The sequence below is a fragment of the Streptomyces sp. NPDC101225 genome, from assembly GCF_044767585.1.
Lineage (GTDB): Bacteria > Actinomycetota > Actinomycetes > Streptomycetales > Streptomycetaceae > Streptomyces.
Window position 1 is genome coordinate 254,704 of the sequence record NZ_JBIWOE010000009.1, and the last position, 16,546, is coordinate 271,249.

Annotated in this window: 13 protein-coding genes and 1 pseudogene; 11 read left to right on the plus strand and 3 right to left on the minus strand. The window is 72.6% G+C overall.

Features of this window, described 5'->3' with window-relative positions; genetic code table 11:
* Positions 1-14: 14 nt before the first annotated feature.
* From ACIRPX_RS16390 to ACIRPX_RS16400, 3 genes and pseudogenes are all read right to left on the minus strand, one after another.
* Positions 15-331, minus strand: a pseudogene (locus ACIRPX_RS16390) (glycoside hydrolase family 3 protein); the annotation flags it as partial.
* Positions 332-357: 26 nt separating this feature from the next.
* Positions 358-2,415: a TIM-barrel domain-containing protein gene (locus tag ACIRPX_RS16395; protein ID WP_404194178.1), complete on the minus strand. Its 2,058-nt coding sequence runs from the start codon at positions 2,413-2,415 to the stop codon at positions 358-360.
* A gap of 55 nt (positions 2,416-2,470) precedes the next feature.
* A complete protein-coding gene (locus ACIRPX_RS16400; protein WP_404194181.1) occupies positions 2,471-3,487 on the minus strand; it encodes a LacI family DNA-binding transcriptional regulator in 1,017 nt (338 codons plus the stop codon).
* Positions 3,488-3,829: 342 nt separating this feature from the next.
* On the opposite strand from ACIRPX_RS16400, the gene ACIRPX_RS16405 reads away from it, so the two are divergent.
* The 11 genes from ACIRPX_RS16405 to ACIRPX_RS16455 all read left to right on the plus strand — a co-directional run bounded on the left by ACIRPX_RS16405 (position 3,830) and on the right by ACIRPX_RS16455 (position 16,546).
* The gene (locus ACIRPX_RS16405; protein ID WP_404194183.1) at positions 3,830-5,761 is read left to right on the plus strand and encodes an acyl-CoA dehydrogenase family protein; all 1,932 of its coding nucleotides are present in this window, start codon (positions 3,830-3,832) and stop codon (positions 5,759-5,761) included.
* A gap of 153 nt (positions 5,762-5,914) precedes the next feature.
* Positions 5,915-7,234, plus strand: a complete 1,320-nt coding sequence (dxr, locus tag ACIRPX_RS16410; protein WP_404194185.1) for a 1-deoxy-D-xylulose-5-phosphate reductoisomerase — start codon at positions 5,915-5,917, stop codon at positions 7,232-7,234.
* A gap of 8 nt (positions 7,235-7,242) precedes the next feature.
* Complete coding sequence (locus ACIRPX_RS16415) at positions 7,243-8,535, plus strand: M50 family metallopeptidase (protein ID WP_404194277.1); 1,293 nt, start codon at positions 7,243-7,245, stop codon at positions 8,533-8,535.
* 168 nt (positions 8,536-8,703) lie between these two features.
* Complete coding sequence (gene ispG, locus ACIRPX_RS16420; RefSeq protein WP_404194188.1) at positions 8,704-9,861, plus strand: flavodoxin-dependent (E)-4-hydroxy-3-methylbut-2-enyl-diphosphate synthase; 1,158 nt, start codon at positions 8,704-8,706, stop codon at positions 9,859-9,861.
* Between the two features lie 206 nt (positions 9,862-10,067).
* Positions 10,068-10,916: a GNAT family N-acetyltransferase gene (locus tag ACIRPX_RS16425; RefSeq protein ID WP_404194191.1), complete on the plus strand. Its 849-nt coding sequence runs from the start codon at positions 10,068-10,070 to the stop codon at positions 10,914-10,916.
* A gap of 54 nt (positions 10,917-10,970) precedes the next feature.
* Positions 10,971-11,537, plus strand: a complete 567-nt coding sequence (locus tag ACIRPX_RS16430; protein ID WP_404194193.1) for a GNAT family N-acetyltransferase — start codon at positions 10,971-10,973, stop codon at positions 11,535-11,537.
* A 105-nt stretch (positions 11,538-11,642) separates the two neighbouring features.
* Positions 11,643-13,346: a proline--tRNA ligase gene (locus ACIRPX_RS16435; protein WP_404194195.1), complete on the plus strand. Its 1,704-nt coding sequence runs from the start codon at positions 11,643-11,645 to the stop codon at positions 13,344-13,346.
* A 110-nt stretch (positions 13,347-13,456) separates the two neighbouring features.
* Positions 13,457-13,792 carry a hypothetical protein gene (locus ACIRPX_RS16440; protein WP_404194197.1) on the plus strand — a complete coding sequence of 112 codons (336 nt, stop codon included), beginning with the start codon at positions 13,457-13,459 and terminating at the stop codon, positions 13,790-13,792.
* Positions 13,792-14,757 (plus strand): FAD:protein FMN transferase, encoded by a 966-nt coding sequence (locus ACIRPX_RS16445; protein ID WP_404194201.1) that lies wholly within the window; start codon positions 13,792-13,794, stop codon positions 14,755-14,757. Before ACIRPX_RS16440 ends, ACIRPX_RS16445 begins: the two co-directional genes overlap by 1 nt.
* Complete coding sequence (locus tag ACIRPX_RS16450) at positions 14,754-15,335, plus strand: ferric reductase-like transmembrane domain-containing protein (protein ID WP_404194204.1); 582 nt, start codon at positions 14,754-14,756, stop codon at positions 15,333-15,335. The genes ACIRPX_RS16445 and ACIRPX_RS16450 overlap by 4 nt, the downstream gene beginning before the upstream one ends.
* Positions 15,332-16,546: an NADH-ubiquinone oxidoreductase-F iron-sulfur binding region domain-containing protein gene (locus ACIRPX_RS16455; protein ID WP_404194207.1), complete on the plus strand. Its 1,215-nt coding sequence runs from the start codon at positions 15,332-15,334 to the stop codon at positions 16,544-16,546. The genes ACIRPX_RS16450 and ACIRPX_RS16455 overlap by 4 nt, the downstream gene beginning before the upstream one ends.

Sequence of the window (16,546 nt, forward strand, 5' to 3'; positions counted from 1 at the left end):
TCAGCCGGTGCAGCCGACCCGGCCTCGGTCCGGACCGCGGGGCCCTCGCGGGAGAACGACGCGTACGGCCGGCCGTGCCCGGAGCCGGAGTCGGCCGCGTACCAGGTCTGCGGGAGGTGGCCCGCGGGGGAGATTTCGCCGGCCGGCACCCCGGCGAGCGCGGTGCCCGCGGCCCGGCCGCCGTGCGCGGTCCACAGCGCCGCGGGCCGCGCAGGAGCCGCTCCTGCTGGGCGGGGAGCCGCAGCGTCGTACGGTCCTCGGTCTCCCGGCCGTTGATGTGCGGGTCGTTGCCCGCCACCACCAGCACCACGTCGGCCTGCGCGGCCGGCCGCAACGAACGAACGGTCGCCGGCCGCCCTAGAGGGGCACGTCCTCCGGCGCGATCGGCAGCCGCGCCCCGTCCCGCAGGAACAGCGGGATCCGATCCAGGGGCGCGTCGACGGTCACGGTCGAGCCGCCCGCGTAGACCTCACCGGTCCACGCATCCGTCCAGGCCGCACCCGTCGGCAGATACGCCGAACGGGCCGTCGCGCCGGCCGTGAGCACCGGTGCCACCAGCAGGTCCCGGCCGAACAGGTAGGCGTCGCCGACCGTCCAGGCCGCCCGGTCGCCGGGAAACTCCAGGAACAGCGGCCGCATCACCGGCAGCCCCTCCTCGTGCGCCTCCCGCATGACGTCGAGGACGTAGGGCCGCAGGCGCTCGCGCAGCCGCAGGTACCGCTCCATGATCGCGCCGGCCTCCTCGCCGTACGACCACACCTCGTTCGGGCCGCCGGTCATCTCCGGGCCCAGCGGCATGCCCGGGTCGCGGAAGCCGTGCAGGCGCATCAGCGGGGACAGCGCGCCGAACTGGAACCAGCGGATCATGACCTCGCGGTAGGCCGGGTCGTCCGGGTCGCCGCCGTGGAAGCCGCCGATGTCCGTGTTCCACCAGGGGATGCCGGACAGCGCGGTGTTCAGGCCCGCGGCGATCTGGCGGCGCAGGGTCGCGAAGTCGGTGCCGATGTCACCGGACCACAGCGCGGCGCCGTAGCGCTGGCTGCCCGCCCAGGCGGAGCGGTTGAGCGTGATCACCTCGCTCCCGCCGGACGCGGCAAGGCCCTCGTGGAAGGTGCGGGCGTTCTCCGCCGGGTAGCTGTTGCCGACCTCCAGGCCGGGGCCCGTCCAGTAGCGCAGGTTCTCCTGGAAGCCGGGCTTGAGCTCGGGCTCGCAGGCGTCCAGCCAGAAGGCCGTGATGCCGTACCGCTCCAGGTAGTTCTCCCTCACCCGCGACCACACGAACGCGCGGGCGTCCGGGTTCGTGGCGTCGTAGAAGGCGACCTGGACGGTGGAGGCGACCCCCTTGTCCGGCCAGTCGGCGTGGGCCGTCGGGCCGTACTGGGTGCCGATGAAGTAGCCGCGCTGCTCCATCACGGGGTGGTTCTCGCTCAGCGGCGACACCGACGGCCAGACGCTGACCACCAGCTTGATGCCCAGCTCGTCCAGTTCACGGACCATCGCCGCCGGGTCCGGCCACTCGGCCGGATCGAACGTCCACTCGCCGAGGTGGGTCCAGTGGAAGAAGTCGCAGACGATCGCGGAGATCGGCAGCCCGCGCCGCCGGTACTCCCGTGCCACGGCGAGGAGTTCGTCCTGGGTGCGGTAGCGCAGCTTGCACTGCCAGAAGCCCGCCGCCCACTCCGGCAGCATCGGCGTCCGGCCCGTGACCGCGCTGTAGCGGCGCTGGCCGTCGGCCGGGGTGCCCGCGGTGATCCAGTAGTCGATCTGGCGGGCCGAGTCGGCCACCCAGCGGGTGCCGTTGTACGCCAGCTCCACCCGGCCGATCGCCGGGTTGTTCCACAGCAGCGTGTAGCCGCGGCTGGAGCAGAGCACGGGCACCGAGACCTCGGCGTTGCGCTGGACCAGGTCGACGACCAGGCCCTTCTGGTCGAGGCGGCCGTGCTGGTGCTGGCCGAGGCCGAACAGCTGCTCGTCGTCGTAGGCGGCGAAGCGCTGCTCCAGGCGGTGGTGGCCGTTGCCGACGGCGGTGTAGAGGCGCGAGCCGGGCCACCAGAAGTGGGCGCGCTCCTCCGCGAGGAGCTCCGCGGAGTCCTCGGTGCGCAGGAAGCGGATCAGGCCCTCGGCGTCGACGTGGACGGTCAGCGCACCGACCGTCAGCCGCCCCTCCCGCTCACCGACCTTGATGCTGCTCCCGGTGGCCGGGACCTCGTCGAGCAGCGCGCCCGGCGTCTTCTCCAGGATGGGGCCGCCGAGCCGCGCCCGGACCCGGACCGCGTCCGGACCCCACGGCTCGATGCGAAGGGTCTCCTGACGGCCGCTCCACTCCAGTGCGCCGTCCCGCTCACGGAAGGTGCCGACGGTGGGGGACGACTGCGCGAGGCTGACCCGGGTCTGGTTTCCGGCAGGCTGATTCACGAACGGTGCTCCCGAAAGGACAAGAGGGTGCCCGGAGGGCAGGGGAAGGCAGAGGTCAGGAACCGCCGGAGGGAGCCGGGCCGGTGCTCGCCCGGACCGCCAGCTCGGGGGAGATCAGCACGACGTCGTCGGCCCCACGCCCGTCGAGCTTGGCGACGAGCCGCTCCACGGCGTGCCGGCCCATCTCCTGCGCGGGGATGGCGACGGAGGTCAGCCGCACCGAGGCCTGGACGGCGACCTGCTCCGGGCAGACCGCGACCACCGAGACGTCCTCGGGCACGGCGCGGCCCTGCTGGCGCAGCAGGGCGAGCAGCGGTTCGACCGCCGACTCGTTCTGCACGACGAAGCCGGTGGTGCCGGGGCGCTCGTCCAGGATGCGGGCGAGGGTGACGGCCGTGGCGTCGTACCCGCCCTCGCACGGCCGGTGCAGCAGCCGTAGGCCCAGCTCCCGGGCGCGCGAGCGCAGCCCGTCGAGCGTGCGCTCGGCGAAGCCGGTGTGCCGTTCGTAGACCGCGGGCGCCTCGCCGATGACAGCGATGTCGCGGTGGCCGAGCATCGCGAGGTGCTCGACGCACAGCGCACCCGTCGCCCTGAAGTCCAGGTCGACGCAGGTCAGTCCGGTGGTCTCGGCGGGCAGCCCGATCAGCACGGACGGCTGGTCGGTCTCCCGCAGCAGCGGCAGCCGCTCGTCGTCGAGCTCGACGTCCATCAGGATCATCGCGTCGGCGAGCCCGCTGCCGGTGACCCGGCGCACCGCGTCGGGGCCCTCCTCGCCGGTCAGCAGCAGGACGTCGTACCCGTGCGTGCGGGCCGTGGTGGCGACCGCGATGGCGATCTCCATCATCACCGGCACGTACATGTCGGTGCGCAGCGGGACCATCAGGGCGATGATGTTCGAACGGCTGCTCGCCAGGGCCCGCGCGCCCGCGTTCGGGTGGTAGCCGAGCTCGCGGATGCTCTGCTCGACCCGTTGCCGGGTGTCCGTGGAGATGGACCGCTTGCCGCTGAGGACATAGCTCACCGTGCTCGCCGAGACTCCGGCGTGCTGGGCGACCTCGGCGAGGGTGACCATCCAGCTCTCCCAGTCATGTGAAGCGCTTCGACAGTGCCCGGAGTGAAGCAGGGCGAGTGAGGGTGGTTCGACACTAGCTTCTCGCGGGAGCGGGTGTCCAGAGGGTGTCGAAGCGCTTCGACACCCTTCTTTCTGGAGCGGTCCCGAACCCGAACCGTCCCCCCGCGGGGGCTCCGGGGGCAAGGGCCCGGCACCCGGACGGCGGACGGCGTTGCGTCAATTCGGCTCAACGACCGTGCCCCAGGGGTGGTGAGGTCGCCCGGGATCGGGTACATACGATCGGGTAGAACCCGTCGGTAACCGATACGGCCCATGATCCCGATTCGCGGCGAGGTGAGCCTCATGTCCGCACCATCCAGCAAACCCACCGTCTCCGAACGTGAGGCCCGCCAGGTGGCGGAGGCGGCCCGGGAACAGGAGTGGCGCAAGCCCAGCTTCGCCAAGGAACTGTTCCTCGGCCGCTTCCGGCTCGACCTCATCCACCCCCACCCCATGCCGACCGACGAGGCCGCCCAGCGCGGCGAGGAGTTCCTCGCCAAACTGCGCGACTTCTGCGAGACGAAGGTCGACGCGGCCCTGATCGAGCGCGAGGCCCGCATCCCCGACGAGGTCATCAGCGGCCTCAAGGAGATCGGCGCCCTCGGCATGAAGATCGACACCAAGTACGGCGGCCTCGGCCTCACCCAGGTGTACTACAACAAGGCACTGACTCTGGCGGGCTCGGCCAGCCCCGCGATCGGCGTGCTGCTGTCGGCGCATCAGTCGATCGGCGCACCGCAGCCGCTGAAGCTGTTCGGCACGCAGGAGCAGAAGGACCAGTTCCTGCCCCGGTGCGCCCGCACCGACATCAGCGCCTTCCTGCTCACCGAGCCGGACGTCGGCTCCGACCCGGCCCGCCTCGCGACCACCGCGGTGCCCGACGGGGACGACTACGTCCTCGACGGCGTGAAGCTGTGGACCACCAACGGCGTCGTCGCCGACCTGCTCGTCGTGATGGCGCGGGTGCCGAAGAGCGAGGGCCGCAAGGGCGGCATCACCGCCTTCGTCGTGGAGACCAACTCGCCCGGCATCACCGTCGAGAACCGCAACGCCTTCATGGGCCTGCGCGGCATCGAGAACGGCGTCACCCGCTTCCACCAGGTCCGGGTCCCCGCCGCCAACCGCATCGGCCCCGAGGGCGCGGGTCTGAAGATCGCGCTCACCACGCTGAACACCGGCCGCCTGTCGCTGCCCGCGTCCTGCGTCGCCGCCGGCAAGTGGTGCCTGAAGATCGCCCGCGAGTGGTCCGCGGCCCGCGAGCAGTGGGGCAAGCCCATCGCCCACCACGAGGCCGTCGGCGCCAAGATCTCCTTCATCGCGGCGACGACCTTCGCCCTGGAGGCCGTACTCGACCTCTCCAGCCAGATGGCCGACGAGAACCGCAACGACATCCGCATCGAGGGCGCGCTCGCGAAGCTCTACGCCTCCGAGATGGGCTGGCTCATCGCCGACGAACTCGTCCAGATCCGCGGCGGCCGCGGCTTCGAGACCGCGGCGTCCCTGAAGGCCCGGGGCGAGCGCGCGGTCCCTGCCGAGCAGGTCCTGCGCGACCTGCGGATCAACCGGATCTTCGAGGGCTCGACGGAGATCATGCACCTCCTGATCGCCCGCGAGGCCGTCGACGCCCACCTCACCGTCGCCGGCGACCTCATCGACCCCGAGAAGTCCCTCCAGGACAAGGCCAAGGCCGGCGCCAACGCAGGTGTCTTCTACGCCAAGTGGCTCCCGAAACTGGTCGCGGGCCCCGGCCAGCTCCCGGTCTCCTACGGCGAGTTCAAACGCGAGGTCGACCTCTCCGGACACCTGCGTTACGTCGAACGGCACGCCCGCAAGCTGGCCCGCGCCACCTTCTACGCCATGTCCCGCTGGCAGGGGAGGATGGAGACCAAGCAGGGCTTCCTCGGCCGCGTCGTGGACATCGGCGCCGAACTGTTCGCGATGAGCGCGGCCTGCGTACGGGCCGAACTCCTGCGCAGCCAGGGTGACCACGGCCGCGAGGCCTACCAGCTCGCCGACGCCTTCTGCCGCCAGTCCCGCATCCGCGTCGAGGAGCTCTTCGGCCGCCTGTGGAACAACACCGACGACCTCGACCGCACGGTGGTCAAGGGCGTGATGTCGGGCACCTACGAGTGGCTGGAGGACGGCGTCGTGGACCCCTCGGGCGAGGGCCCCTGGATCGCCGTGTCCGACCCCGGACCCTCGCAGAGGGACAACCTGCACCGTCCCATCGGCTGACCCGCCGCACGTCCCGGAGGGGTCCTCCCGGCGCCCGATCTTCACGCCGTCCTCACAAGGGGGGATCCCGCCGCAACCCGGCGGAGCCCGACAAGCCACCCACCCGAGCGACGCACTGTCCTCCCGGCGGCGCGACTCGGCAACAATGGAGGGATGAGCGACAGTCCAGCCCCACGAGGGCACGGGTCGGGAACCGCGTCCGCCCCGCGACATCCGGCCCGCGCCCTCGCCGACCCGCACCTCGTCTACGACCCCGTGGCGGGCGGCGGCCCGAAGGACGTGGTGATCCTCGGCTCCACCGGGTCGATCGGCACCCAGGCCATCGACCTCGTACTGCGCAACCCCGACCGCTTCCGCGTCACCGGGCTCTCGGCCAACGGCGGCCGGGTCGCCCTGCTCGCCGAGCAGGCGCACCGGCTGCGGGTGCGGAGCGTCGCGGTCGCCCGCGAGGACGTCGTGCCCGAGCTGCGCGAGGCGCTCGCCGCGCGGTACGGCGCGGGGGAGCCGCCGCCGGAGATCCTCGCCGGGACGGAGGCGGCCACACAGCTCGCCGCCTCCGACTGCCACACCGTCCTCAACGGCATCACCGGCTCCATCGGCCTCGCCCCGACCCTTGCCGCCCTGGAGGCGGGCCGCACCCTCGCGCTCGCCAACAAGGAGTCGCTCATCGTCGGCGGCCCGCTGGTCAAGGCGCTCGCCGGGCCCGGCCAGATCATTCCGGTCGACTCCGAGCACGCGGCCCTGTTCCAGGCACTGGCGGCCGGCACGCGCGCGGACGTACGGAAGATCGTCGTGACGGCGTCCGGCGGCCCCTTCCGCGGCCGCACGAAGGAGCAGCTGGCGGACGTCACGGTCGAGGACGCCCTCGCCCACCCCACCTGGGCGATGGGCCCGGTCATCACGATCAACTCCGCGACCCTGGTGAACAAGGGGCTGGAGGTGATCGAGGCACACCTCCTCTACGACATTCCCTTCAGCCGCATTGAGGTGGTCGTGCATCCCCAGTCGTATGTCCACTCGATGATTGAGTTCACGGACGGCTCGACGATCGCCCAGGCGACGCCCCCCGACATGCGAGGGCCGATCGCCGTCGGCCTCGGCTGGCCCGAGCGGATCCCCGACGCGGCCCCCGCCTTCGACTGGAGCAAGGCGTCGGCGTGGGAGTTCTTCCCGCTCGACAACGAGGCCTTCCCCTCGGTGAACCTCGCCCGCCACGTGGGTGAGCTCGCGGGCACCGCCCCGGCGGTGTTCAATGCGGCAAACGAGGAGTGCGTGGAGGCGTTCCGCGGCGGGGCGCTGCCCTTCAACGGGATCATGGAGACCGTGACCAGGGTGGTCGAGGAGCACGGCACCCCGGCCACGGGAACCTCGCTCACCGTGTCGGACGTCCTCGAAGCGGAGACCTGGGCGCGGGCCCGGGCCCGGGAACTGACGGCGCAGACGGCTTCGGCCACCGCGGAGGCGCGTGCATGACATCCCTGATGATGGTCCTCGGCATAGTGATCTTCGTGGTCGGCCTGCTGGTCTCGATCGCGTGGCACGAGCTGGGGCACCTGTCCACCGCCAAGCTCTTCGGCATCCGCGTGCCGCAGTACATGGTGGGCTTCGGCCCGACCATCTGGTCACGCCGGAAGGGCGACACCGAGTACGGGTTCAAGGCCATCCCGTTCGGCGGCTACATCCGCATGATCGGTATGTTCCCGCCCGGCGACGACGGCCGGATCACCGCGCGCTCCACGTCCCCCTGGCGCGGCATGATCGAGGACGCCCGCTCGGCGGCCTTCGAGGAGCTCCAGCCCGGGGACGAGTCGCGTCTCTTCTACAAGCGCTCGCCCTGGAAGCGCGTCATCGTGATGTTCGCCGGCCCCTTCATGAACCTCATCCTGGCCGTGGCGCTGTTCCTCACGGTCCTGATGGGCTTCGGCATCACCCAGCAGACCACCACCGTCAGCTCGGTCTCCCAGTGCGTCATCGCCCAGAGCCAGAACCGCGACGCCTGCAAGAAGGGCGACCCGGCCTCCCCGGCCGCGGCGGCGGGCCTCAAGGCCGGCGACAAGATCGTCTCCTTCGACGGGGTGCGCACGGACGACTGGAACAAGCTCTCCGACCTCATCCGCGCCACCCCGGGCAAGGACGTGGCGATCGTCGTCGACCGCAAGGGCCAGGACGTCACGCTGCACGCGAAGATCGCCACCAACCAGGTCGCGAAGAAGGACTCCAGCGGCCAGGTGGTCCCGGGCAAGTTCGTCACCGCCGGCTTCCTCGGCTTCAGCGCGGCCAGCGGCGTGGTCCGGCAGGACTTCGGCGAGTCCGTGTCCTGGATGGGCGACCGGATCAGCGAGGCCGTCGACTCCCTCGCGGCCCTGCCCGGCAAGATCCCGGCCCTGTGGGACGCCGCGTTCGACGGCGCGCCCCGCCAGCCCGACTCCCCGATGGGCGTGGTCGGCGCGGCCCGCGTCGGCGGCGAGATCTTCACCCTCGACATCCCGCCCACCCAGCAGCTGGCCACGGCCCTGATGCTGATCGCCGGCTTCAACCTCTCCCTGTTCCTGTTCAACATGCTCCCGCTGCTCCCGCTCGACGGCGGGCACATCGCCGGCGCCCTGTGGGAGTCGCTGCGCCGCAACCTGGCGAGGGTGCTGCGACGGCCGGACCCGGGCCCGTTCGACGTGGCGAAGCTGATGCCGGTGGCGTACGTGGTGGCCGGGGTGTTCGTGTGCTTCACCCTGCTCGTCCTGGTGGCCGACGTGGTCAACCCGGTGAAAATCACCTAGACACGTGGAGTTCGGGGCGGCCTGGAACGCTTCGTTCCAGGCCGCACTCCATTGAGTGCGTTTAGGGTCGTGATGTGCTCGGTCCTGCTCATGTGCCGTAATCTCGAAGCCTGGAGCCCGCTGCTGACGGGACCGGACCTTGATCCACGACTTGGGGTTGCACAGCAGATGACTGCGATTTCTCTCGGCATGCCGTCCGTTCCGACCAAGATCGCCGAGCGGCGCAGGAGCCGGCAGATCCAGGTCGGATCCGTGGCCGTGGGCGGGGACGCGCCCGTGTCCGTGCAGTCGATGACCACGACCCGTACGTCCGACGTCGGCGCCACCCTCCAGCAGATCGCCGAGCTCACCGCCTCCGGCTGCCAGATCGTGCGGGTCGCCTGTCCTACGCAGGACGACGCGGACGCGCTCGCGACCATCGCCAGGAAGTCGCAGATCCCGGTCATCGCCGACATCCACTTCCAGCCGAAGTACGTGTTCGCCGCGATCGAGGCGGGCTGCGCCGCGGTCCGCGTGAACCCCGGAAACATCAAGCAGTTCGACGACAAGGTCAAGGAGATCGCGCGCGCGGCCAAGGACCACGGCACCCCGATCCGCATCGGTGTGAACGCCGGCTCCCTCGACCGCCGTCTGCTCCAGAAGTACGGCAAGGCCACCCCCGAGGCCCTCGTCGAGAGCGCCCTGTGGGAGGCGTCCCTCTTCGAGGAGCACGACTTCCGCGACATCAAGATCTCGGTCAAGCACAACGACCCGGTCGTGATGATCGAGGCGTACAAGCAGCTCGCCGCCCAGTGCGACTACCCGCTGCACCTCGGTGTGACCGAGGCCGGCCCCGCCTTCCAGGGCACCATCAAGTCGGCCGTCGCCTTCGGCGCCCTCCTCTCCCAGGGCATCGGCGACACCATCCGCGTCTCCCTGTCGGCCCCGCCGGTCGAGGAGGTCAAGGTCGGCAACCAGATCCTGGAGTCGCTGAACCTCAGGCAGCGCGGCCTGGAGATCGTCTCCTGCCCGTCCTGCGGCCGCGCCCAGGTCGACGTCTACAAGCTGGCCGAGGAGGTCACCGCGGGCCTGACCGGCATGGAGGTCCCGCTGCGCGTCGCCGTCATGGGCTGCGTGGTGAACGGCCCGGGCGAGGCCCGCGAGGCCGACCTCGGGGTCGCCTCCGGCAACGGCAAGGGCCAGATCTTCGTCAAGGGCGAGGTCATCAAGACCGTCCCCGAGTCCAAGATCGTCGAGACCCTCATCGAGGAGGCGATGAAGATCGCCGAGCAGATGCAGGCGGACGGCACGGAGTCGGGCGAGCCGTCGGTCTCGGTGGCGGGCTGACCGCACTCCTCGTGGCGCCGGTCGGCCTCGGCCCGTCCGGCGTTCGGGGACGAGGCCCGTCCAGGGCCGACGCGGGGCCCGGGGGCGGCAGCCCCCGGACGGCACTGCGGCCGAGTCCCACCTCCCCAACAGACGGGGGCGGCGCGGCAAAGCTTCCGCAGGTACAGTGCGGAGATCAGCAGAACCTGCAGCGTGAGGCCCTCCGCGTGTTGACCCAGACCACCTCCCGGGTGCTCGAACCGAGCGACCTGGACGCCGCGCTCGCCGTCCTCGACCGTGAGCCGGTCGCGAACGCCTTCGTGACGTCACGGGTCCAGGTCGCGGGCCTCGACCCGTGGCGTCTCGGCGGCGAGATGTGGGGCTTCTACGAGGAGGGCATGCTGACCTCCCTGTGCTACGCGGGTGCCAACCTCGTCCCGATCTGCGCCACTCCGCGCGCCGTGCGTGCCTTCGCCGACCGCGCGCGCCGGGCCGGCCGCCGCTGCTCGTCGATCGTCGGGCCCGTCGAACCCACCGCCCAGCTGTGGCGCCTGCTGGAACCCAGCTGGGGCCCGGCCCGCGAGGTCCGTCCCCACCAGCCCCTCATGGTCACCGACCGCATGCCCGGCGCCGTCGCGCCCGATCCGTACGTCCGCCGCATCCGCAAGGACGAGATGGAGACGATCATGCCGGCGTGTGTGGCGATGTTCACCGAGGAGGTCGGCGTCTCCCCGCTGGCCGGGGACGGCGGGCTGCTGTACCAGGCGCGGGTCGCCGAACTCGTCGGCTCCGGGCGCTCGTTCGCCCGCCTCGACGAGCAGGGCAAGGTCGTCTTCAAGGCGGAGATCGGCGCGGCCACCGCCCAGGCCTGCCAGATCCAGGGCGTGTGGGTGGCTCCGGAGTACCGGGGGCGGGGGGTCGCCGCTCCCGGCATGGCGGCGGTGCTGCGCTACGCGCTCGCCGACGTGGCCCCGATCGCCAGCCTCTACGTCAACGACTTCAACACCCCGGCCCGCAGGGCGTACCAGCGGGTGGGCTTCCAGGAGGTCGGCGCGTTCATGAGCGTGCTGTTCTAGCCGCACCTCACAGTGCTGTTCTGACCCTCGTACAAGCCCTGTAGTCTCCCCGGCATGCTGCGCTTCCCCGGCCACGGACACCGCCGGCCCGACGACGTCGTGATCGGCCCCCTCGATCTGTCCGCCCGGGTCGACGAGGCGCTCGCCGTGCAGGCCCTGGCCTTCGGACTGGGCGCCGACGAGGTCGCGGTACGGCGGCAGATCGTCCTGCGGCACATGACGTATCCGGGCGCCCGCGCGCTCGGCGCCACCATCGAGGGCCGTCTGGTCGGCTTCGTCTACGGCATGCCGAACGACCGCGCGCACTGGTGGTCCACCGTCGTGGAGCCGTACGTGCGCGCGCAGGGCCACGAGAGCTGGCTCGACGACTCGTTCGTGATCACCGAGCTGCACGTCCACCCGGGCCACCAGAACCGCGGCATCGGGCGCGCTCTGATCACGACCATCACCGACGGCGCCGCCGAACCCCGCTCGATCCTCTCGGCGATCGACGTGGACAGCCCGGCCCGGGGCCTCTACCACTCCCTCGGCTACGAGGACCTCGCCCGCCAGGTCCTCTTCCCGAGCGCCCCGAAGCCGTACGCCGTGATGGGCGCCCCGCTGCCGCTGCGGCACCGTTAACCGATTTCCACCGGAACCGGCCGCCCGGCTAACCTCCTGCCATCACCTCCCCCGTTCTCGGCTTCGCTCGGGCGGGGGACCCCCAGCCGCAGGAGTACGAGAACCATGGCGAACGCACCGGTCCAGCGCATGTCCCAGTTGATGGCCAAGACGCTGCGTGACGACCCGGCGGACGCCGAGGTCCTCAGCCACAAACTGCTCGTCCGCGCCGGCTACGTCCGCCGTACCGCCGCCGGGATCTGGAGCTGGCTGCCGCTCGGCAAGAAGGTGCTCGGCAACATCGAGCGCATCGTCCGCGAGGAGATGGACGCGATCGGCGCCCAGGAGGTGCTGCTGCCCGCCCTGCTGCCGAGGGAGCCGTACGAGGCGACCGGCCGCTGGCAGGAGTACGGCCCCGAGCTGTTCCGTCTCAAGGACCGCAAGGGCGGCGACTACCTCCTCGGGCCGACGCACGAGGAGATCTTCACCCTGCTGGTGAAGGACCAGGCCTCCTCCTACAAGGACCTGCCGGTCGTGCTCTACCAGATCCAGCACAAGTACCGCGACGAGGCCCGTCCGCGGGCCGGCATCCTGCGCGGCCGTGAGTTCCTGATGAAGGACTCCTACTCCTTCGACACCGAGGACGAGGGCCTGGCCCGGTCGTACGCCCTGCACCGCCAGGCCTACCAGCGGATCTTCGAGCGCCTCGGCCTCGACTACCGCATCTGCGCCGCGACCGCGGGTGCCATGGGCGGCTCCAAGTCGGAGGAGTTCCTGGCCCCGGCCGAGGCCGGCGAGGACACCTTCGCGGACTGCCCGAACTGCGACTTCGCGGCCAACACCGAGGCGATCACGTACGAGCTGAAGCCGGTGGACGGCTCCGGCGTCCCGGCCGTCGAGGAGCTCGACACCCCGGACACCCCGACCATCGAGACGCTCGCCGCCTTCCTCGGCGTCCCGGCCTCCGCCACGCTGAAGAACCTCCTGGTGAAGGTCGACGGCGAGATCGTCGCCGTCGGTGTCCCGGGCGACCGCGAGGTCGACATGGACAAGGTCGAGGCGCACTTCGCCCCGGCGCCCGTGGAGATGGTGACCGAGGCCGACTTCGCGGGCCGTCCGGACCTGGTCCGCGGCTATGTGGGGCCGCAGGGCCTGGGCGAGAAGGTGAAGTACATCGCCGACCCGCGCGTGGCCCCGGGCACCGCCTGGACCACCGGCGCCAACAAGCCGGGCGTGCACGCGAAGAACGTCGTGGTGGGCCGTGACTTCGAGGTCGGCGAGTACGTCGACGTCGTGGTCGTCCAGGACGGCGACCCCTGCCCGGTGTGCGGCACCGGCCTCAAGCTGGACCGCGCCATCGAGATCGGCCACATCTTCCAGCTCGGCCGCAAGTACGCCGACGCCCTCAAGCTCGACGTCCTCGGCCAGAACGGCAAGCCGGTCCGCGTCACCATGGGCTCCTACGGCATCGGCGTCTCCCGCGCGGTCGCGGCCCTCGCCGAGCAGACCGCCGACGAGCAGGGCCTGTGCTGGCCGGCCGAGGTCGCCCCCGCCGACGTGCATGTGGTCGCCGCGGGCAAGGCCCTGCAGACCGAGCTGGCCCTGGAGGTCTCGGAGAAGCTGAGGTCGGCCGGGCTGCGCGTGCTGGTCGACGACCGGGCCGGGGTCTCCCCGGGCGTGAAGTTCACCGACTCCGAGCTGATCGGCGTGCCGAAGATCCTGGTCGCGGGCCGCCGCGCCGCCGACGGTGTGCTGGAGCTGAAGGACCGCAGGACCGGTGAGCGCGAGGAGCTGACGGTGGACGAGGCGATCGCCCGCCTGACCGCTTAAGGAACTCCTCAGGAAGCTCTCCGGGCCGCTGAAGGGAACTCACAGACTTCTCTCAGGCCGTTCCCCGACCGTAGGACGTGACAGAGCGTCACTACGGGAGGGGAACGGTCATGAACAGCGGAGAACGGGGTCCCGCGGCCTTCGTCCGCAGAGGCGCCCGGCGCACCGCGGCCGTCGCGGCGGCCGTCACGCTGGCGGCCACGGCGGGGTGCTTCGCGCTCGTCGGCACCATGCGGGCGGACGCGGGCACGGCGGCGGGCAGCACGGGTTCGAGTTCGACGGGTTCGAGCTCCACCGGTTCGACTTCGGCAGGTTCGAGCGACTCCGGCGGCACGGACGCGTCCTCCTCGTCGGGCGGCTCGACCTCGGACGGCTCCTCGTCGTCCGGCGGTCTCACGGCGTCCAACGGCAGCGGCTCCGCCGACGCCACCTCGGGGGCGTCGTGATGAGCGCGCCCGGGAAGACCCGCACCACGGCCGCCGTCGACCGGCGCGCCCTCGGCACCGGCGTCCGGCTGGTCGTCACCGATCCGGCCATGCTCGCCTCCTGCAGCCTGCTGCTCGCCCGGCACCTCGCCGAGGTGGACGCGGCGTGCAGCCGTTTCCGCGCCGACTCGGAGCTGTCCGGCCTCGACGGCACGGCGGGCCGCCCGGTCCGGATCAGCCCCCTGCTCGCGGACGCCCTCACGGTCGCCCTGCACGCGGCCGAGGCCACCGGCGGCGCCGTCGACCCGACGGTCGGCTCGGCGATGGACGCGATCGGCTACGACCGCGACTTCACGCTGATCCAGGAGGACGACCGCCCGGTACGGCTCACCGTGCGGCGGGCCCCGGGGTGGCGCACCGTACGGCTCGACCGGGCGGCCGGCACGGTCCGCGTGCCCACCGGGGTCCGCCTGGACCTCGGCGCCACGGCCAAGGCGTGGGCCGCCGACCGGGCCGCCGCGCTGCTGGCCCGGGCGGCGGGCTGCGGCGTCCTGGTGAGCCTGGGCGGTGACACGGCCGTCGCGGGCGAACCCCCGGCGGACGGCTGGCAGATCCGCGTCCAGGACATCACCGGCCCGGTCGGCGAGACACCCGCGCAGGGCCCGCACGCCACCGTCGGCCTGCGCAGCGGCGGCCTCGCCACCTCCGGCACCGCCGCCCGCACCTGGCGCCGCGGCGGCCACGCACTGCACCACGTCGTCGACCCGCGCACCGGCCTGCCCGTCCGCGGGCCGTGGCGCACCGTCTCGGTCGCGGCGGCCACCTGCGCGGCCGCGAACACGGCGAGCACCGCGGCCCTGGTGAAGGGAGCGGGCGCCGAACGATGGCTGACACGGCAGGGGTTGCCGGCCCGGCTGGTGGCGCGGGATGGAACCGTCGCCACCACCCCCGGCTGGCCCGCGGCCGCGCCGGAGGCCGCCGCATGACCTCCGAGACCCTCTGGTACGCCGGCCGCGCCACCGGTGCCGTCTGCCTCGTCCTGTTCACGGCCGTCGTCCTGCTGGGCATCGCGGTCCGGCTGCGCACCCGCCTGCCGGGGCTCCCGCGCTTCGGCACCGTCGCGCTCCACCGCAGCCTGTCCCTCTCGGCGACGGCCTTCCTGGCCCTGCACGTCGCCCTCGCGGTGGTCGACGGCTACGTCGACATCGGCCCCGCCGACGTGCTCGTCCCCTTCGTCTCCGACTACCGGCCCCTGTGGCTGGGGCTCGGCACCGTCGCCCTGGACCTGATGCTCGCGGTCCTGGTCACCAGCCTGCTCCGGGCCCGGCTCGGCCCCCGCGCCTGGCGGGCCGTCCACCGGCTCGCGTACGTGTCCTGGCCCGTCGCCCTGGTCCACGGGATCGGCATCGGCACGGACACCGGCACCGGCTGGATGACCTGGCTGACCGTCTGCTGCCTGGCGGCCGTCGCCACCGCCGTCGGCATCCGCCTGGCGCACTCCGCCCGCGCCGCCCGCCGCACCCCCGCCGAGCTGCTGCGCACGGCCGAAGGAGCCCGCTCATGACCACGGCCCATCCCGACCTGCACCTGCCGCCGCGGCTCCTCGCCCCGGACGGCGCCCCGGCCGACCTCACCGCGCACGAGCAGCGCCACGGGCCGCTGCCGTACGGCGATCCGGACGCACTGCTGCGCTCCGTCGCCGCGTCCGGGCTCACCGGGCGCGGGGGAGCGGCCTTCCCCGTGCACCGCAAGCTGGCCGCGGTCGCTCTGGCCGGCCGTCGTACCGGGCGCGCGCCGGTCGTCGTGGCCAACGGCGCCGAGGGCGAGCCCGCGAGCCGCAAGGACAGGACACTGCTGAGCCTGTCGCCGCATCTCGTGCTGGACGGACTCCAGGCGGCGGCCCGGGTCGTCGGCGCGGCGCAGGCGTACCTCGCGGTCGAGGACGGCGCGTCCCGCCTGGAGTCGGCCGCCGCGCACCGCCGCGACCCCGTCCCCGTCCGGGTCGTCCGCGTCCCCGCCCGCTTCCTGTCCGGCCAGTCCTCCGCGCTCGCCCGCTTCGTGGGCGGCGGCCCGGCGCTGCCCGCCCACCAGGACCCGCCGGTCCGGGAACGCGGCGTGCGCCGCGCCCCGACCCTGGTCCAGAACGTCGAGACACTGGCCCACCTCGCGCTGGTGGCCCGCTACGGCGCCGACTGGTTCCGCGGCGCCGGGACCCCCGCCCAGCCGGGCAGCGCGCTGTGCACGGTCCATGTGCCGGGACACCGGCCCCGGGTCGTGGAGGCGCCGTTCGGGTTGCCGCTGCACCGCCTCGTCCCGCTGGAGGGCATGTCCGCCGTCCTGCTCGGCGGCTACCACGGCACCTGGATCCCGGCCGCCGACGCGGCCCGCCTGCCGCTGGACGCCACGACGATGGGCGCCGGCGTGCTGGCCGCCCTCCCGGCCGACCGCTGCGGCCCGGCCGAGACCGCCCGCGTGCTGCGCCACCTGGCGCTGCAGTCGGCCGGCCAGTGCGGGCCCTGCCTCAACGGCCTGCCGCGGATGGCCGCCGCCTTCCGCGCCCTGGCCACTCCCGGCCCGCAGGGCGGCACGCGCGCCGACGTGGCCCGCTGGTGCGGCCTCGTCGAAGGGCGCGGCGCCTGCCACCACCCGGACGGCACGGCCCGCCTGGCCCGCAGCGCACTCACCACGTTCGCCGCCGAACTCGACGCCCACGCAAGGGGATCGTGCACGGCCACCGACCGCACACCCCTGCTGCCCGTACCCCAGGAGACCTGA